Source organism: Zobellella sp. An-6 (assembly GCF_052487945.1).
This window is the reverse complement of record NZ_CP199259.1, coordinates 2773818-2789993: the sequence shown is the minus strand read 5'-3', so window position 1 is coordinate 2789993 and position 16176 is coordinate 2773818. Positions and strand designations below refer to the sequence as shown.

The window sequence follows — 16176 nt, the reverse complement described above, 5'->3', positions numbered from 1 at the left end:
TATTGTTTTTTATGGCATTAATAACATAGCGGGAAACGCATCGACTATGCCGCATAAGCGATATGCCCCGTTTTTACCCGCTCCGGCCCGCGTCGCAACTGCCGCATACGGGAGCGGGCTCGCTGCTTGAGCTCTTTCACACCGCGAATCGCCGGCGCACTGCGCACCATGCCGTTCAGGTCACCGCAGGGGTCATCCGGATTCAGTTCGGGCGAACAGGGCGGAGGCCGGTCGGATAGCAATGGCTGAGCCGAAGGGACGCATGGACTCCCGCCTTCGCGAGCGTGACGGAAGAGAAGCGGGAGTGGCGGGACAGCCGGGCGCTCCCCTCGTCGATCCGTCCGGTACCGGTCGCCCTCGCGCCGGCATAGCGTGACAAGGATCACAAATATGTATTGATAACGAAACTGTGGATTTATTGTTAACGATATATTGGTTATTTTGTTTACGTAATTTCAATTTAATTGATCACATTTAACCCGTACCGGCAACCTCGCCGGCACGGCAGTCACACAGGGAGAGGCCAATGGCGGTACACGAAATGAACAACCCCGAGCTGATGCCGTCCACCGACAAGGACAGGGACATCAACATCTGGGACTTCACCATGCTCTGGGCGGGCATGACCATCAACATGGGGGCCTTCACCATGGGCGCCCAGCTCTATCCGGGCCTGTCGCCCTGGACCATCATCGGCGCCATACTGGCGGCCTACGCCATCGTCACCAGCATCCTGATCCTGGCCGGCGACATCGGCATCCGCTACGGCATCCCCTTCACCGTCTATATCCGCGCCTGCTTCGGCTACAAGGGCGCCAAGATCCCCGCCGCCTTCCGCGCCATTCCCGCCTGCTTCTGGTTCGGCTTCCAGACCTGGGTGGCGGCGGTGGCCATCGGCAAGGTGCTGGAGATGTGGGTCGGCTATACCAACACCACCATCCTTATCCTGATCTTCGGGGTGTTGCAGGTGGTGAACGCCGTCTACGGCATGAAGGCCATGGCCAAGTTCGACTGGGTCGCCATTCCGGCGCTGACCATCCTGATCGGCCTGGTCACCTTCTGGCTGCTGCAGACCAACGACGCCACCATCGGCGACGTGCTGGCCGCGCCCTCGCTGGACAATGGCTCCTTCTGGTTCGCGGTGATGGCCATCGCCGGTATCTGGATCACCATGGGCCTGAACAGCCCGGATCTCACCCGCAAGCTGGAACGCTCGCGCGATCATTCCAGCAAGAACTTCTTTATCCGCAACCGCAAGCCCTTTGTCGCCCAGATCACCGGCCTTATCGTGATCGGCTCCGGCATCCTGATGGTGGGCATGATAGGCGGCATCCTCACCGGCACCTGGGATCCCATCGAAATCGTGCTCAACTCCATGAGCTCGCCCGTGGTGCTGATCCTGAGCATGCTGACCATCGCCTTCGCCCAGTGGTCCACCAATACCGCCGCCAACCTGATGCCCTCGGCCTATATCCTGATGAACGTCTTCCCCCGGCTGAACTTCGCCCAGGGCGTGGCCATCTCCGGCGTAATCGGCCTGCTGATGATGCCCTGGGTATTCGCCGACAACCTGCTGTGGTTCAGCGTCATCACCTCCGGCCTGCTCGGTCCGGTGGCGGGCATCATGCTGGCCGACTTCTACCTGCTGCGCCGTGGCCGGCTGAACGTTAACGATTTCTACGATCCCGAGGGCCCCTTCGTCTACCAGAACAACTACAACCTGCGGGCCTTCCTGGTGTATGGCGTGTCCTTCGTCTGCAGCCTGATCTTCATGGATCTGGCCTTCTTCGTCGGCCTGCTGATCAGCGTGGTGGGCTACACCCTGCTGATGAAGCCCATCGCCAAACCCGCCGGCGAGGTGGCGCTGCAAACCGAGTCCTGAGTGTATTAAAGCGTTAATCGTGCCTTGGCCCCCTCGCGGGGCCTTTTTTGGATGAGGACGGGCTTGATCCCCTTGCCGGTACCGGCGTTCAGGAGTCGGGACCGATAAAAAAGCGCCGGGGCGGCGCTTTTTGTCATCAGGATGGCAGCGAGGAATCAGGCAAGGGTGGTCTTGCCCGAGGCCATCACCCGGCGTACTGCCTTTTTCACCAGCGGTGCGAACAGGGACAGCGAGGCCAGGATCAACAGCCACATGGAAATGGGCTTGTCGACGAAGGTCATCCAGTCGCCGCCGGAGATCTGCAGGGCGCGGCGCATGGACTCTTCCATGAGGGCACCCAGGATCAAGGCCAGGATCAGCGGGGCGGTGGGGAAGCCGAACAACTTCATGCCGAGGCCGATCAGGCCGAAACCGAGCAGCAGCAGCAGGTCGAACACGTTGAAGCTGAGACCATAGACACCGATCATGCAGAAGATCAGGATCATCGCCAGCAGCAGCGGCTTGGGCATGTCCAGGATGCGGGCGATGTAGGGAATGAGCGGCAGGTTCAGCACCAGCAGGAAGATGTTGCCCAGATACATACTGGCGATAACACCCCAGAACACGTCCGGACGTTGTTCCAGCATCATGGGGCCGGGGGTGACGCCCATCACCAGAAGGGCGCCGAGCAGCACGGCGGTGGAGCCGGAGCCGGGCACGCCCAGGGTCAGCAGGGGCACGAAGGAGCCGCCGCAGGCGGCGTTGTTGGCGGACTCGGGACCGGCGACGCCCTTGATGTTGCCCTTGCCGAAGGTATCTCCGTCCTTGGCCAGGCGTTTTTCCAGGCTGTAGCCGAGGAAGGAGGCGACGGTGGCGCCGGCGCCGGGCAGCACCCCGATAAAGAAGCCCAGCACCGAGCTGCGGCCGATGGGGCCGGCGATATCCTTGACCTCATCCTTGCTGAGCTTGAGCGAACCGATGTTGTTGCGCGGCTGTTCCTTGCTGCCACCCTTGAGCAGCATGTAGAAGACTTCTGCCAAAGCAAACACACCGAGGGCCACCACCAGGAAGTCGATGCCGTCGAGCAGCTCCAGGCTGCCGAAGGTGTAGCGTTCGGTACCGGTCTGCAGATCGATGCCGACGATGGAGATCATCATGCCGACCACGGCGGCGATCAGGCCCTTGACCAGGGACTTGTCGGACAGGCTGACCACGGCGGTCAGGCCCAGCAGCATCAGCGCGAAGTACTCGGCGGGGCCGAAGCTCACCGCCACCTTGGACAGCAGCGGGGCGATCAGCATCAGCCCGATCACCGAGACGGTACCGCCGATGAAGGAGGCGTAGGCGGCGATCGCCAGGGCCTTGCCCGCCATGCCCTTCTTGGCCATGGGGTAGCCGTCGAAGGAAGTGGCGACGGTGCCGGCCACGCCCGGGGCGTTGAGCAGAATGGAGGAGGTGGAGCCGCCGAAGATGGCGCCGTAATAGACCCCGGACATCAGGATCAGGCCGGAGGCGGGATCCATGCTGAAGGTAATGGGGATCATCAGCGCCAGGGCACTGATGGGGCCCAGGCCGGGCAGCATGCCGATAATGGTGCCGGCGAAGACACCGACGAACACGTACATGATATTCATCGGGTCCAGGGCGATGCCGAAGCCGTACACCAGACTGTTGAATGCATCCATCATAATGATAAACCTTTGATTTTTCCTGATTAAAGGTAAGTTAACGCGACCGCGCCTTTAGAAGGGCAGGATCCCGGTGGGGAGATACACATCCATCACGTAACTCATCATGAAATACAGTGCCAGCACGACACCGCTCGATGCCAACAGGTTGACCTTGTGGTTGCGATAGCCGTAGTAGTAGGCCAGGCCGCAGCACAGCAGGATGGAGGTGACGACGAAGCCGACCGGCTGCAGGGCGAAGGCGTAGGCGACAATGGCCACCGAGGTGACCGCTACCCGCATGCGCGGGCTGGTCCAGAAACCGCCGGTTTCCTCGATGATATCGTCCTGCTCTTCATCGTCCTGAACGCTGTGCTTGGGCTTTTCCAGAAACAGCAGTACGGCCAGCACCAGCAGGGCGCTGCCCAGGGCCTTGGGGAAGGTATCCGAGTCGACGGGGCGGGGCAGCGAGAACCCGGGGATCTGGAACGCCATCCAGATGTAGCCCAGGGCAAACAAGGCCAGAATAATGCCAATTTTCTGGTTGATGTTGAGTTTGTTCATAACAATACCTGTACATGACTCGGGTGACGGGGATACCCCGTCACCGCTATCCGTTAGCGCCGCAGCAGACCCAGGTCACCCAGTATGGTGCTGAACTGATCGAGCTGGGCGTCGAGGAAGGCACCGAAGGCTTCACCGTCCTGGTAGGCGTCGATCCAGCCCAGCTGCTCGCTGGCCTGTTTCCATGCATCGGTTTTCACCATGCGGGCGAACAGGTCTTCGTAGTAGGCCCGGGCTTCGGGCGACATGTCTTTCGGCCCCATGACCCCACGCCAGATGTCGAAGGTGTAGTCGAGTCCCTGCTCCTTGAAGGTGGGCACACCGGCCAGGATGCCGCCGAGACGCTCGGGAGAAGACACCGCCAGGGCGCGCAGCTCGCCGCCTTCCAGCTGGCCCGCCGACTCGCCGGCGCCGCTGATCACCGCCTCCACATGGTTGCCCATCAGGCTGACCATGGCTTCGCCGCCGCCGGAGAAGGCGATGTAGTTGACGTTACGCGCTTCCAGGCCGGCCTTGGCGGCGGCACCGGCGATGGCGATGTGGTCCATGGAGCCGGCCGCCGAGCCACCGCCCACGCTCAGACCGGGGTTGGCCTTCATCGCGTCGAACAGATCATTGATGTTCTGATAGGGTGAATCCTTGCGCACCAGGATGATGGCGTAATCGGTGTTCAGCTGGGCGATGGGCGTGAAGTCCTTGTGGCTGAAGCGGGAAGTGCCGGCCAGGGGCACCAGTATGATGGGCGGGCTGGTGGCGAACAACTTGTGATCGTTCTTGGCGTCACGGGCGATCTGGGCCCAGGCCACGGCACCACCGCCGCCGGGCACGTTGATGGGGGCGAAGTTCTGCGGCGCCAGCTTCTCGGTCTGGATCACCATGCCGGCGGTGCGTACCAGGGTATCCCAGCCGCCGCCGGGGTTGGCGGGGGCGATGAATTCCACCGGCCGGGTGGGCTGCCAATCCTGGGCCTGGGCCGGCATCTGGGCGCCGAGGGCCAGCAGCGGCAGGGCGGCCAGGCCTAAGCGTTTGAAGGGTTTGCGTAGTGCGTTGAACATGCAGTTCTCCTTGGTTCGTCCTTGTTAATATCTGGTGTAAAAATAGATGCGTTGGTGTTAAGCAACAAGCTTTGGGGCATAAGTTGAAAAAACAGCATTAAGGCGATTTTGTTTATTTTGTTCACGGAGCGGGCGGGATGACGGCAGGGGCGGGGGCTGCTATTGCTTAAGGACGTTGCCAGCGGCCGCCGGGGCGGTCGCTGCCTTAGCGAACATGGAGTCTTTATGTCCGATCATGTGTACAAACTGATAGAAGTGGCCGGCTCTTCCAGCACCGGTTACGACGATGCCATCCAGAAGGCGGTGGCCAAGGCGGCCGAGAGCCTGGATCACCTGGACTGGTTCGAGGTCACCGAGATGCGCGGCCATATCACCGATGGCCGGATCGCGCACTTCCAGGTGGTGCTGAAAATCGGCTTCAGGCTGGATTGATCAGGGATTGAGCCGGTAGCGCCGCTCGGGCCGGCCGACCTCGCCGTAGGCCTGTTCGGCGCAGGCCTTGCCCTGGGCCACCAGGTATTCCAGGTAACGTCGGGCGGTGGAGCGGCTGGCACCGATGGCCTTGGCCAGCTCCACCGCGGTTTGCGGCTCGCGGGCCTGGGCCATGGTGCCGAGCACCGTATCCAGGGTCAGCCGGTCTATGCCCTTGGGCAGGCCGCCGGCGGTGGCCGCCGGCTCGGCCGGCGCCGGCACCTGACGGCGGTTGAGCGCCAGGTCCAGCTCCTCCTGGCTCATTTCCTGTTTCTGCTCAAGCCATGCCCGCTCCCTGAGGAAACGGTCCAGCATATGGGCCATGCGTTCGCTTTGGGTGGGTTTGATCAGGTAGTCGAACACACCGCCGCGCAGGGCTTCCTGGATGGTGTCCACCTCCTTGGCGGCGGTGACCATGACGATGTCGATATGCCGGTAATGCCTGCGGATCTCCCACAACAGCTCAAGCCCGGTGGCATCGGGAATATAGGCGTCCAGCAGGACCAGGCTTATCTGGTCGGCCTGTCCGGCCAGAAAGGCCAGGGCCTCGGCCCGGGTCTTGGCCTCGTGCAGCACCTTGAATCCCGCCGTCTGCTCCACGAACTGGCGGTTGATTTCGGCGATGCGGAAGTCGTCTTCGATGATCAGCACGCCGTGGGTCTTGTCGTTCATTCCACCTTGTCCTCTTGAGCCATCCTTTCCTCCCGCCGGGCGACCCTGGCCTTGGCCAGGGTGACGATAAAGCAGGCGCCGCCGAGATCGCCGTCCTCCAGGCTGACGTCGCCGCCGTGCTCCAGGCAGAGCCGGCGTACCAGGGCCAGGCCGATGCCCCTGTGCTTGCCCTGTTTGGTGGTGAAACCGTCCTGGAAGATATGGGCCAGCAGGCCGGGATCCACCCCCGGGCCGTTGTCTTCCACCTCGAACAGCAGCTGTTCGCCGAGATCGGTGAAGAACAGCCGCACCCGGGGCGCTTCCTCCCGATTTTGCAGGGCCGCATCCACCGCGTTGTTGAGCAGGTTGCCGAGCACCGACAGCACCACCTCCTGGCCGCCTGGGCTCAGGGGGGTGTGCAGGGCACTGTGCTCGACGATGTCGAGCTGCACGCCCTTTTCCGCCGCGTCCGCCAGCTTGCCGAGCAGGATGCCGCCCACCAGGGGATCGGCCACCTGCTCCAGCACCGTCGCCAGTTGGGCCTGCTCCCGGGCGGTTTCCTGGTTGATGAGGGCAAGCGCCTGTTGGGGCTTGTTCAATTGCAGCAGGCCGGAAATGGTGTAGAGCTTGTTGGAGAACTCGTGGGCCTGGACCCGCAACGCGTCCATGTCCCTGCTGACTGCGTTCAGCGCCAGGGACAGTTCCCGGATTTCCTGGCGGCTGCGGAAGGTGGCCACCGCCCCTTCCACCCGGCCTTCGTGAATGATGGGTACCCGGTTGACCACCACCGGGTGCTCGCCTATCCACATCTCCTGATCAAACTGGCGCTCGCCGCTGGACAGCACCTCCCGCAGCCGGGAATTGGGCACCAGCTCCTGCACCGGCAGGCCCAGGGCTTCGGCCTGGGGCGGCAGATCCAGGTAGCGGCGGGCGGCCTGGTTGAGCAGGGTGATGCGTCCTTCCCGGTTGACCGCCACTATGCCCTCGTGGATGGATTGCAGTATGGCATCCTTCTCCATCACCAGGCGGGCGATCTCGTGGGGTTCGAGCCCCAGTATCACCCGCTTCAGGTGCTGGGCCAGCCAGGCGGCCCCCGCCAGCCCCAGCAGCACCATCAGCCCCACCAGCACCCAGCCCAGGGCCAGGTAGTTGTCGATGTCGACATCCACCTTTTCCAGCATGAAGCCGACCGAGACGATACCGATGATGTCGCCGTCGGCGCTGAAGACGGGCGCCTTGCCGCGAATGGCCTCGCCCAGCGACCCCTCGGCTTCGGAGATATAGGCCTCACCGCCGATCAGCGCCCGCTCGTTGTCGCCGCCCACCATGGGCAGCCCCAGACGCTCGGGCAGCGGATGGGAATAACGGATGCCGGCGCTGTTGCCCACCACCACGTAGCGGGCGCCGGTTTCGATGCGGATCTGCTCGGCCAGCGGCTGGATGATGGCCGCCGGATCGGCGCTGTCGAAGGCATCGACGATGGCCGGGATCCGGGCCACGGTCTGGGCCACGTTCATGGCCCGCAGGCCGATCTGCTCGGTGATGATCTGGCCCTGGCGGTGGTGCAGATAGGTTCCCTGCACCAGCAGGGTCGCGGCTACCAGGGTGCCGACCAGCAGCAGCACCTGGGTGCGAAAGCGCAGCGGCGGGTAGGGGGGGCTTTTGTTCGGCAAGGGGCGTCCATCCATCCGGGGGAAGTAGCCAGTTTAGCAACAGCCGGGGCGGGAGCAAACCTCCGGCCGCTGCCGGGGATTATTCCCAGGACATTTCTTCCAACACCACCGCCGGCACCGGGGTATTGACCCAGGTGCCCCTGAGATTGCTCTTGTGGATGGACAGCTGGGGCTTCATCAGCAAAAAAACGTTCACCGCATCCTCGGCCAGCATGCGCTGGGCATCCGCCAGCAGGCGGTGCCGCTCCCCCTGCGCCGTGGCCTGCTCGATCCGCCGCCACAGCGACTTGAAGGCATCGTTGTGGTAGTTGAAGTAATAATGATCGCGGGCATAGATACCGATATCCATGGGTTCGATGTGGGACACTATGGTCAGTTCGTAGTCCCTGTTGGTGAACACCTGCTCCATCCATTGGGGCCAGCTGATCCTTTCCACATGGAGCTCGAGTCCTATGGCCTCCAGTTCGCTGGCGATCAGCAGCGCCAGCTCGGCGGCATAGATGGTGGGCGGTATGGTGATGGTCATGGCGGTGCCTGGGGGGACCCCCGCCTGTTGCAGCAATCGGCGGGCTTTTTCCCGATCATGGGGATAGTAGTCGCTGAGCTCCACATAGGCCGGGTGATAGGGGGAGAAATGACTGCCGATGAGCGGCGGTGTGTTGAACCGGTACAATTGCTGCCGTATGGCCTGCTTGTCGATGGCATGGGCCAGGGCCCGGCGCACCGGCAACCGGTCGAAGGGGGGGCGGGCATTGTTGATGGCCAGCAGAATCTCCCCTTCGCCGATGCCGTCGCGGATCAGGTAGTCGCTGCGATGGCGCAGCTGGGCGTGGGAGACCAGGGTGCTGGCGTCGGAATAGTGATCGATAAGCCCTTCCGACAGGCTGGCTTCCAGCTCCACGAAGTTGGAGGTGAAGGTGAAGCGGGCTCCCTTGATCGACGGCTCTGCTCCCCAGTAACCGGGGAAGTATTCGAGGCTGACGCCCTGTCCGGGCACCCGGCCTGAGAAACGGTAGGGACCCGTGCCTACCGGGTGATGGCGGTTGTTGTCGGCGCTGTCGGGATGCACCATGACGGCGGCGGACAGGCCGAGCTTGAACGGCAACAGGCTGTCGGCCCGGGTGAGGTGCAGCTCCAACTCGTGCTCCCCGCGCACCCGTGCCTGCTCGATGGCGCTGTAGAGCGGTTGCTGCGGGTTGCCGTTTGCCGGATCCCGCAGCCGGTCCAGGCTGAACTTGGCGATCTCGGCGTTGAAGGGACTGCCGTCGTGGAAAGACACGCCCGTTGCCAGCGTGAAATGATAGACGAGGCCGTCGTCACTGACCCGCCAGGCGCGGGCCAGGGCGGGCACCACCTCGCCCTTGTGGTTGATTCGGGTCAGGCCCTGGAACAGGTTGGCGTAGGTGAGTTCGGCGGTGGTGGCCGAAGCGGTCAGGGTAGGATCCAGGTGGGGAGGTTCCAGTTGTAACTCAACCCGGATATCGGTGCGTGTTGCGGCCTGGGCCAGCCCCAGGGACAACAGGCAGAGCAAGGCGGCAAAACAGCGCGGGACTGCCGGCATGGGAGACGCTCCTTAGGCGGTGTGCAGGGGAGAAGCTAGGATGATCCTGTTCCGGCCCTGGTGCTTGGCCTGGTACAGGGCGGTATCGGCCGCCTTCAGGGCCAGGCCGATGTCGGACGGAAGGTAATCACAGGCCAGGCCGCCGCTCAGGGTGACCCTGAGGGCATGTGGCTCGAGCGGGGTCTCCGCCAGTTGGCCACGCAGGCGCTCGAGCACTTGCCGAGCCTGCTCGGCGGAGGTGTCGGTAAACAGGATGGCGAACTCTTCGCCGCCGAAGCGGGCCACCAGGGTCGCCGGGGGCAGGGCTGCGATGAACAGAGCCGCAACCTGGGTCAGCACCCTGTCGCCCACGTCATGGCCGAAGCGGTCGTTGATCGACTTGAAGAAATCGATATCCACCATGGCCAGGCTGAGGGGGCCGTCGGGAGTGCGCAGGCGCAAGGACTGCACATGGTGCTCAAAATGATGGCGGTTATAAAGGCCGGTCAGGGCATCGTGATTGGCCATGAAGTGCAGCTTCTGATTCATGCGCAGGATGCGGTTTTCGTTTTTACCGATCTTTTCGATGTAATTCCTCACCGAGCGCGCCATGTCGCTGATCTCGTCCCGTCCCTCCACCACTACATGTTCGGGGCGGGGACGTTCACGGTTGATGGCCTGCTGCAGGGCCAGGATACGATGCACTATGGTGCGATGGATATAGGTGACGGTGACTACCACCATCAGCAGGGCGGCGGCGGCGATAAGCAGCAGTTGCCGTTCCCGCCGTTCGATGTCGGTATTCAGTCGGGAGACGGTGTTCAGTATGCCGTTGCGGATATCGTGGATATGAAAACCCACGGCGACGCTCAGATCCCTCGACAGGCGTCGGTTGATCTCGACGCCCTGCTGCAGCCGCTGCTCCAGCCGGCGCAGGGCCGGCAGCCCATCGCCGGCAGGCGCCTGTTCCAGCCGGCCGAGCAGGTTGATGCGTTCGCCGACCAGGGCATCGAGGTGCTGCAGGTTTTCGGCCAGGGCGAATCGGGCCCGGGTGATCTCGCCAAAGTGGCGGTCGTGGTTACGGTATTGCTGTAGCGCCTCGGTGAGCCGGCCTATCCATTCGCTGCGATCGGTGATTTCGAACACCGCCCTGCGGCGGCTGGCATGGGAGTTCGCCAGCAGCAGCAAGGCGCTGCTGCCCGCCATGCTTTCGCTTTGCTGAACCAGGCGGCTGGCGGTCATCAGGGCCTGGGTCTGCTGGTCGGCGAGGTGGGCGACGGCGGCGCGATAGCCGGAAAACGAGAGCAGGGCCAGCAAGACGGTACTCAGGGTCAGCAGGGTCAGCAATATGGTGAACAGCGCCGTCTTGGTGGTGAGTCCTGTGCCCGACATGAGTTCCTGAATGAAGTCGATAACGGTGGTCCTGGCCGTCACTTTACCTGAAAATATCGGTGATTGTTACAACTTAATAACCCAGGTCCCGGCCCGCGGCGCCGTCGTTTTTAGGACCTGGTCAGCTCCTGTAATCACCGATTTCGGGCCGGCGGCTGGGGCCCTGCAGGGCGATGTCGACCGGGTGGAACGCCTTGATCGCCTCGAAGCAGAAATCGCCCACCGCCCGGTGCAGCGCCTGGGGATCGTGGTTGGTGATGAGGATGACGCTCCTGGACAGGTTGCGCCGCCGGCGCAGCAGGTGGCCGAGAAAGCTGGACTGGCTTTCGGCCAGCCGGCTACGGTTGGCGGCCACCTCGTCCAGCACCAGCAGATCCACCTCTTCCAGGGCACGGCGATACTGGTTGCGGCTTTCCTGATCCTCGATCACGCCGAAAAACAGCCGGTCCACCACCGAGGCCCACTGCTGGAAGATCACCGACTTCTGGTGCTGGCGGATCAACTCATGGGCGATGGCGCCGGCCAGGGTGGACTTGCCGGTGCCGAAATCGCCGTAGATCAGGATGGCGGCGCCGCCCTTCTGGCCCCAGTGATCGAAGGCGTTGATAAAGTGGTGGGCGGTGTCGATATGGTGGCCGAGCGCCGGATCCTCCGGGTCCATATTGGCGAAGGTCCAGTCCGGATTGAGATCCGCCTGGGCCAGCAAGCGCTCGGTACGCCGCTGCCTCGCCTCCTGCTGGGCCTGACGCACTTCGGCATTGGCCTGTGCTTCGTACTGGCGCTTGAGGCTGGCATAGTCGTACTGGGGCAGGGTGCCGCTGGCGCGAAGTCGCTGCAGACGGGCGAGCAGTCCCTGGACCTGACCGCCGGCGCTGGCGGCGGACAGATCCTGATCCGGTCGTTGCCGGCGCCGCCGGGCGATCTCGGCCAGATCGGCGGCAATCTCTTCAGGTGTCTTTTTCATGGCGATCTTCCTGGTGAAGGGTGCCGAGGCGCTGGGCCTCTTCCATCATTTCGCGGGCCCGCCGGCTGGGCCCGGAGGCGGGTCGGGCCGGCACCTGCTGGTAACCTTCGGTGTCTTGCACAGGCGGGGCCCGCCTGACGCTGCGCTGGTGCTTGAGCTTGCGCACGAATTTCAGCATCCACTGATGCTGGTTTTCGAACACTTCGGGGCGGCCCAGCCAGTAGGCGATGAACTCTCCCAGCTCGGTCTCGTCGAAATGGCTGTCGAGCAGACCACACAGCCGGGCCAGACCCTCGAACTGGGCGTCCGGGCGCCATTCGGGGTGCATGGCGAACTGGCGGGAGGGCAGGGGAGCCAGCCCCTGCAACCGCTTCAGCGGCAGCGAAAAGACGGCACCGTGGTAGTGCTGGGGGTGGGGTCTTTCCAGCGGGCTCAGCAGGCCGGCTTCCAGCAATTCGTCCACCAGGGCGGTCAGCTCCGCCGGTTTGACCCGGTAGCGGTACTCCCCCTCGCCCTGCACCGCCAGCGCCTTGCCCAGGCTGGGATAGTCCAGTGCCTGGGTCTTGTCGCCCCGGGCATGGTGCCGGAGATAATACTGATACAGGCTGCGAGCCGGGTGGGAGAGCCTGGGGGAGGTCAGCGCCTGGTATTCTGCCGGAGTCATAATGCCACTGTGGTTGTATGGGACCGACATTATCCAACAAAGTGCCGAGGGAATACAGCCGGGGTCACCCCGCTGTCATTGAGCCTAAAATCGGCTAGGCTCAGTGTAGATATTCTCATTACCACTATTAACCGGACGACCCTTGATGTTTGATTTTTGCCCGCTGATTTTGCTGATAGAAGAAGACCCCCTGTTTCGTCGACTGATGATTACCTATCTCGAGCTGTGGGGCGCCAGGGTCATCGAAGCCGATGGCGGCGAGGATGGCCTGGTCCAGGCCGAACTGAACGGGCCGGATCTGGTGCTCTGTGGACTCTTGCTGATGCCGGCGGGCGATGACGTTATCGCCGGCCTGAAGCGGCGCTACCCGGCGTTGCCGGTGATTGCGATTTCCAGTCGGCAAACCATGGCGGATGTGGCCCGGGCACTGCGTGCCGGGGCCGAGGATTACCTGATAAAACCCATCCGCAACTGGAGCCTGGTGGCCGAGGTGATTGCCGCCAGCCTGAAACCCGAGTCGACCAGGATGCTCGATGAGTTGCACGATCATCTGGCCTATTACCGTCGAGAAGACATCGCCGCCAGCCGCCTGCTGCGGAGCTGGCGGCAGCAGCCGGAGCGGGAGCTGGGTGGCTGGCGGCTGAGCTGTCGGCAAAGCTCGCCCTGGGTGTTGACCGAATACCTCAACCTGGACCGGGATCTGCTGCTGCTGCTGGCGGAGTTCGACCCGCTCAACATGGATACGCCGGTGATCATGACCCTGGTGACCTTTATCCTCAACGAGCCCATGCGCCGCTACGGCAGCGAGCCGGGTAGCATGCTGAACAGTCCGGCCCGAACCCTGGAATACATCAACCGCCTGATCCTGGATGTGGGGCTGGATATCCGCGTCAATCTGGCCCTGATCAGGCTGAGTGCCGATGCCAGCACGGTGGAGGTGGCCAACGGTGGCATGGCCGGGAGCGACTGGCTGGATCGCTGCAATGCCGGCCCCCTGGGATTAGGGGAGCTGACCGCCGACCAGTTCAGCTACCGTTGTTCCTTTCCCCTGAACCTGACGCTGAAGGGCAGCTTTGGCGGTGAAATTCAGCTCACCGCCAGCCGCGGGAGTCATTGAAGGCGTAGCTGCTGCAGATATTGGGCGAAGGCGGCGCCGAGCTCCTGATGACGAAGCGCGTATTCGACATTGGCCATCAGAAAGCCGAGCTTGCTGCCGCAATCGTGACTTTTTCCCGCGATATGATGGGCTTCTACCGGTTCCTGCTCCATCAGCATGGCGATAGCATCGGTCAGCTGTATCTCATTGCCTTTGCCAAGAGGGGTTTTCTTCAGCAGCGGCCAGATCTCGGCAGACAGGATATAGCGCCCGACCACGGCCAGGGTGGAGGGGGCATCTTCCCGTAACGGTTTCTCGACGATGGCGCTCATGGGGGCCGAGGTCCCCTGGGCCAGGCCGTGGCCGTTGATATCGACGATGCCAAACTGGTCCACCAGCTCATTGCTCACCGGCTCCACCAGGATCTGGCTGTGACCTTCTCTGTCGAAGGCGCGGATCATGGCCGCCAGGTTGTCTTCCTGCATGTTGCAACTGGCTTCGTCGATCAGCACGTCGGGCAGGAGCACGGCGAAGGGCGCATCGCCCACCAGGGGATGGGCACAGAGAATGGCGTGGCCCAGGCCTTTGGCCTCGCCCTGGCGCACGTGCATGATGGTGACATCCGGCGGGCAGATATGCTGCACTTCTTCGAGCAGCTGGCGCTTGACCCGTTTTTCCAGAGTGGCCTCCAGCTCGAAGCTGGTATCGAAATGGTTTTCGATGGAATTCTTACTGGCGTGGGTCACCAGCACGATTTCCTTGATCCCGGCCTGAACCGCCTCGTTGACCACGTACTGGATCAAGGGTTTGTCGACCACCGGCAGCATTTCCTTGGGGATGGCCTTGGTGGCGGGCAACATGCGGGTACCCAGGCCGGCGACGGGAATTACGGCTTTACGTATCAAGGATTGTGAAGGCATGGCTGGCACCAAAAAAACGTTGGAGCCGTATCATAACCAATAGCGGCCCTCCCGGCCATGGGCGGGAGGGCTTGGGATCAATGGCTTAACAGGTGCCGGTTCTTCTCTACCGTGGCCGGGCCGATGCCGCCGACCTTGGCCAGGTCTTCGACCGAAGCGAAGGGGCCGTTGTTCTCCCGGTACTTCACGATGGCCTCCGCCTTGGCCGGACCTATGCCGGTGAGCAACGTCAATTGTTCCTGGGTCGCGGTGTTGATATCGATGCTGGTGACCATGGCATCATCACCGGCCGCTTCATTGGCCAGGGTCGGCGTGCCGACGGCCAGCATGGCCGCCAGCAGAGCAGATGACAGAACCTTGTTCATACCCGTCTCTCCTTATTGTTGGGCTGGGGGTGTCCGATGGACCTATCAAGCCTTGACCAGGGGCAGGGAATTTGGCAACGCCGAAAGTAAAAATCCCCCGTTTGGGGGAAAGGGGCGTCGTCTCATGATATGACTCAAATGAGCTCATATTGTCGCCTGCGGAGCGCACTGCCGATGGTCTGCTGCAGGGCGTGGCCGGCACCGATCACAACCTGATTCCAGGCGGGGTTGGCTACGTCGGTGAACTTCTTTCAGCTCAAGGGAGTGTGCGTACAGGAGAGCCAGCAATGATTGGCGACCTTGACAGGGGGAAACCGGCCAAGGTCGGTTCTGGTTCAGGGCAGGACTTTTCTGAAGGGCTTGACGATGACGGAGGCGTAGACGCCGGCGGCCAGGTAGGGATCGGCATCGGCCCAGGCCTGGGCGGCTTCCAGCGAGTCGAACTCGGCGATCACCGTGCTGCCGGTAAAACCGGCCGCGCCCGGGTCTTCGGCATCAATGGCCGGGTTGGGGCCGGCCACCAGCAGCCGGCCTTCCTCGGCCAGGGCCTGCAGCCGGGCCAGGTGGGCCGGGCGGGCGGCCAATCGTTTTTCCAGACTATTGGGGGCGTCTTGAGCAAAGATGACGTACCACATGATTTATCCTTCCTGTTTGTTTTTTTCCTGGGTGGGTTGATGCCGGTACAGATAGAAAACGGTGGCGATGGTAAACAGCAGCGTCAGGCCGAGCAGGCCGAATACCTTGAAGTTGACCCACAGTTCCTGGGAGAGATTGAAGGCCACATAGATATTGAGCAGGCCGCAGAACAGGAAAAAGCCGACCCAGGCCAGGTTGGCCCTGTCCCAGATGGCGTCCGGCAGGGTGAGCTCCTTGCCCAGCATCTGCTTGAGCGGGTTCTTGCCGAAGCCGTAACGGCTCACCAGCAGGCCGAGGGCGAACAGGCCGTTGACGGCGGTCACCTTCCATTTGATAAAGGCATCGTCCTGGAAGAACATGGTCAGCCCGCCGAAGAACAGCACCAGCACCAGGGTGATAAGGTGCATCTTTTCCAGCCGTTTATGCCTGATCCATTGCACCAGCATCTGTACGCAGGTGGCGGCCATCAGGGCGCCGGTGGCGGCATAGATATCGACCGTCTTGTACACCACGAAGAAGATGATGAGCGGGATGAACTCGGCGAATTGCTTCATTAGGAATGACCCGTACTGCGAATGTGGGCCCAGTTTACCCCCATGGCCGGCCGCAGGCAAAGTTGCCGTTGTTTATTCACGGCAAACGGCTGACAAAGCGTCG

At 62.6% G+C, this 16176-nt stretch carries 16 protein-coding genes; 3 read left to right on the top strand and 13 right to left on the bottom strand.

Translation table 11 applies throughout. The features are described 5' to 3' along the window. Positions 1 to 526 precede the first annotated feature (526 nt). Positions 527 to 1882 (top strand): cytosine permease, encoded by a 1356-nt coding sequence (locus ACT7DK_RS12950; protein ID WP_445399779.1) that lies wholly within the window; start codon positions 527 to 529, stop codon positions 1880 to 1882. Between the two features lie 155 nt (positions 1883 to 2037). Here ACT7DK_RS12950 and ACT7DK_RS12945 read toward each other — a convergent pair whose 3' ends face one another. From ACT7DK_RS12945 to ACT7DK_RS12935, 3 genes are read right to left on the bottom strand one after another with little or no spacing between them, the layout of a single operon-like run. After that, the gene (locus ACT7DK_RS12945) at positions 2038 to 3549 is read right to left on the bottom strand and encodes a tripartite tricarboxylate transporter permease (RefSeq protein WP_445399777.1); all 1512 of its coding nucleotides are present in this window, start codon (positions 3547 to 3549) and stop codon (positions 2038 to 2040) included. A gap of 54 nt (positions 3550 to 3603) precedes the next feature. Continuing rightward, positions 3604 to 4092, bottom strand: coding sequence for a tripartite tricarboxylate transporter TctB family protein (locus ACT7DK_RS12940; RefSeq protein ID WP_445399775.1), 489 nt, complete (start codon positions 4090 to 4092; stop codon positions 3604 to 3606). Positions 4093 to 4145: 53 nt separating this feature from the next. Continuing rightward, on the bottom strand, positions 4146 to 5147 hold the full coding sequence (locus ACT7DK_RS12935; protein WP_445399773.1) for a tripartite tricarboxylate transporter substrate binding protein: 1002 nt from the start codon (positions 5145 to 5147) through the stop codon (positions 4146 to 4148). A gap of 225 nt (positions 5148 to 5372) precedes the next feature. On the opposite strand from ACT7DK_RS12935, the gene ACT7DK_RS12930 reads away from it, so the two are divergent. After that, entirely contained in the window at positions 5373 to 5579 is a 207-nt protein-coding gene (locus ACT7DK_RS12930) for a dodecin (protein ID WP_445399771.1), read from the top strand. Here the strand turns inward: ACT7DK_RS12930 and ACT7DK_RS12925 are convergent, their stop codons facing one another. The 6 genes from ACT7DK_RS12925 to ACT7DK_RS12900 form a co-directional block, all read right to left on the bottom strand. After that, the gene (locus ACT7DK_RS12925) at positions 5580 to 6290 is read right to left on the bottom strand and encodes a response regulator (RefSeq protein ID WP_445399769.1); all 711 of its coding nucleotides are present in this window, start codon (positions 6288 to 6290) and stop codon (positions 5580 to 5582) included. It lies immediately after the preceding gene. Continuing rightward, positions 6287 to 7942 carry an ATP-binding protein gene (locus tag ACT7DK_RS12920; RefSeq protein WP_445399767.1) on the bottom strand — a complete coding sequence of 552 codons (1656 nt, stop codon included), beginning with the start codon at positions 7940 to 7942 and terminating at the stop codon, positions 6287 to 6289. The genes ACT7DK_RS12925 and ACT7DK_RS12920 overlap by 4 nt, the downstream gene beginning before the upstream one ends. Before the next feature lie 79 nt (positions 7943 to 8021). Continuing rightward, entirely contained in the window at positions 8022 to 9503 is a 1482-nt protein-coding gene (locus ACT7DK_RS12915) for an ABC transporter substrate-binding protein (protein WP_445399765.1), read from the bottom strand. Positions 9504 to 9515: 12 nt separating this feature from the next. Further along, positions 9516 to 10874 carry a diguanylate cyclase gene (locus ACT7DK_RS12910; RefSeq protein ID WP_445399763.1) on the bottom strand — a complete coding sequence of 453 codons (1359 nt, stop codon included), beginning with the start codon at positions 10872 to 10874 and terminating at the stop codon, positions 9516 to 9518. Between the two features lie 121 nt (positions 10875 to 10995). Further along, a complete protein-coding gene (locus tag ACT7DK_RS12905) occupies positions 10996 to 11838 on the bottom strand; it encodes a DnaA ATPase domain-containing protein (protein ID WP_445399761.1) in 843 nt (280 codons plus the stop codon). Next, a complete protein-coding gene (locus tag ACT7DK_RS12900) occupies positions 11822 to 12502 on the bottom strand; it encodes a DnaT-like ssDNA-binding domain-containing protein (RefSeq protein WP_445399759.1) in 681 nt (226 codons plus the stop codon). The genes ACT7DK_RS12905 and ACT7DK_RS12900 overlap by 17 nt, the downstream gene beginning before the upstream one ends. A gap of 145 nt (positions 12503 to 12647) precedes the next feature. Between ACT7DK_RS12900 and ACT7DK_RS12895 the strand changes: the two genes are divergently transcribed. Then, positions 12648 to 13619, top strand: coding sequence for a response regulator (locus ACT7DK_RS12895; protein WP_445402348.1), 972 nt, complete (start codon positions 12648 to 12650; stop codon positions 13617 to 13619). Here ACT7DK_RS12895 and galU read toward each other — a convergent pair. From galU to ACT7DK_RS12875, 4 genes are all read right to left on the bottom strand, one after another. Further along, positions 13613 to 14518 carry a UTP--glucose-1-phosphate uridylyltransferase GalU gene (gene galU / locus ACT7DK_RS12890; protein WP_445399757.1) on the bottom strand — a complete coding sequence of 302 codons (906 nt, stop codon included), beginning with the start codon at positions 14516 to 14518 and terminating at the stop codon, positions 13613 to 13615. The genes ACT7DK_RS12895 and galU overlap by 7 nt on opposite strands. A 77-nt stretch (positions 14519 to 14595) precedes the next feature. Continuing rightward, positions 14596 to 14883, bottom strand: a complete 288-nt coding sequence (locus ACT7DK_RS12885) for a ComEA family DNA-binding protein (RefSeq protein WP_445399755.1) — start codon at positions 14881 to 14883, stop codon at positions 14596 to 14598. A 335-nt stretch (positions 14884 to 15218) separates the two neighbouring features. Then, the gene (locus ACT7DK_RS12880; protein ID WP_445399753.1) at positions 15219 to 15518 is read right to left on the bottom strand and encodes a YciI family protein; all 300 of its coding nucleotides are present in this window, start codon (positions 15516 to 15518) and stop codon (positions 15219 to 15221) included. Between the two features lie 3 nt (positions 15519 to 15521). After that, positions 15522 to 16073, bottom strand: a complete 552-nt coding sequence (locus tag ACT7DK_RS12875) for a septation protein A (RefSeq protein WP_445399751.1) — start codon at positions 16071 to 16073, stop codon at positions 15522 to 15524. Positions 16074 to 16176 lie beyond the last annotated feature (103 nt).

What these genes read in the sequence shown, in the direction of transcription:
- ACT7DK_RS12880 (WP_445399753.1), bottom strand. Translation starts at nt 15,518, where the DNA reads ATGTGGTACGTCATCTTTGCTCAAGACGCCCCCAATAGTCTGGAAAAA.
- ACT7DK_RS12950 (WP_445399779.1), top strand. Translation starts at nt 527, where the DNA reads ATGGCGGTACACGAAATGAACAACCCCGAGCTGATGCCGTCCACCGAC.
- ACT7DK_RS12915 (WP_445399765.1), bottom strand. Translation starts at nt 9,503, where the DNA reads ATGCCGGCAGTCCCGCGCTGTTTTGCCGCCTTGCTCTGCCTGTTGTCC.
- ACT7DK_RS12885 (WP_445399755.1), bottom strand. Translation starts at nt 14,883, where the DNA reads ATGAACAAGGTTCTGTCATCTGCTCTGCTGGCGGCCATGCTGGCCGTC.
- ACT7DK_RS12910 (WP_445399763.1), bottom strand. Translation starts at nt 10,874, where the DNA reads ATGTCGGGCACAGGACTCACCACCAAGACGGCGCTGTTCACCATATTG.
- galU (WP_445399757.1), bottom strand. Translation starts at nt 14,518, where the DNA reads ATGCCTTCACAATCCTTGATACGTAAAGCCGTAATTCCCGTCGCCGGC.
- ACT7DK_RS12875 (WP_445399751.1), bottom strand. Translation starts at nt 16,073, where the DNA reads ATGAAGCAATTCGCCGAGTTCATCCCGCTCATCATCTTCTTCGTGGTG.
- ACT7DK_RS12940 (WP_445399775.1), bottom strand. Translation starts at nt 4,092, where the DNA reads ATGAACAAACTCAACATCAACCAGAAAATTGGCATTATTCTGGCCTTG.
- ACT7DK_RS12900 (WP_445399759.1), bottom strand. Translation starts at nt 12,502, where the DNA reads ATGACTCCGGCAGAATACCAGGCGCTGACCTCCCCCAGGCTCTCCCAC.
- ACT7DK_RS12905 (WP_445399761.1), bottom strand. Translation starts at nt 11,838, where the DNA reads ATGAAAAAGACACCTGAAGAGATTGCCGCCGATCTGGCCGAGATCGCC.
- ACT7DK_RS12945 (WP_445399777.1), bottom strand. Translation starts at nt 3,549, where the DNA reads ATGATGGATGCATTCAACAGTCTGGTGTACGGCTTCGGCATCGCCCTG.
- ACT7DK_RS12935 (WP_445399773.1), bottom strand. Translation starts at nt 5,147, where the DNA reads ATGTTCAACGCACTACGCAAACCCTTCAAACGCTTAGGCCTGGCCGCC.
- ACT7DK_RS12925 (WP_445399769.1), bottom strand. Translation starts at nt 6,290, where the DNA reads ATGAACGACAAGACCCACGGCGTGCTGATCATCGAAGACGACTTCCGC.
- ACT7DK_RS12895 (WP_445402348.1), top strand. Translation starts at nt 12,648, where the DNA reads ATGTTTGATTTTTGCCCGCTGATTTTGCTGATAGAAGAAGACCCCCTG.
- ACT7DK_RS12930 (WP_445399771.1), top strand. Translation starts at nt 5,373, where the DNA reads ATGTCCGATCATGTGTACAAACTGATAGAAGTGGCCGGCTCTTCCAGC.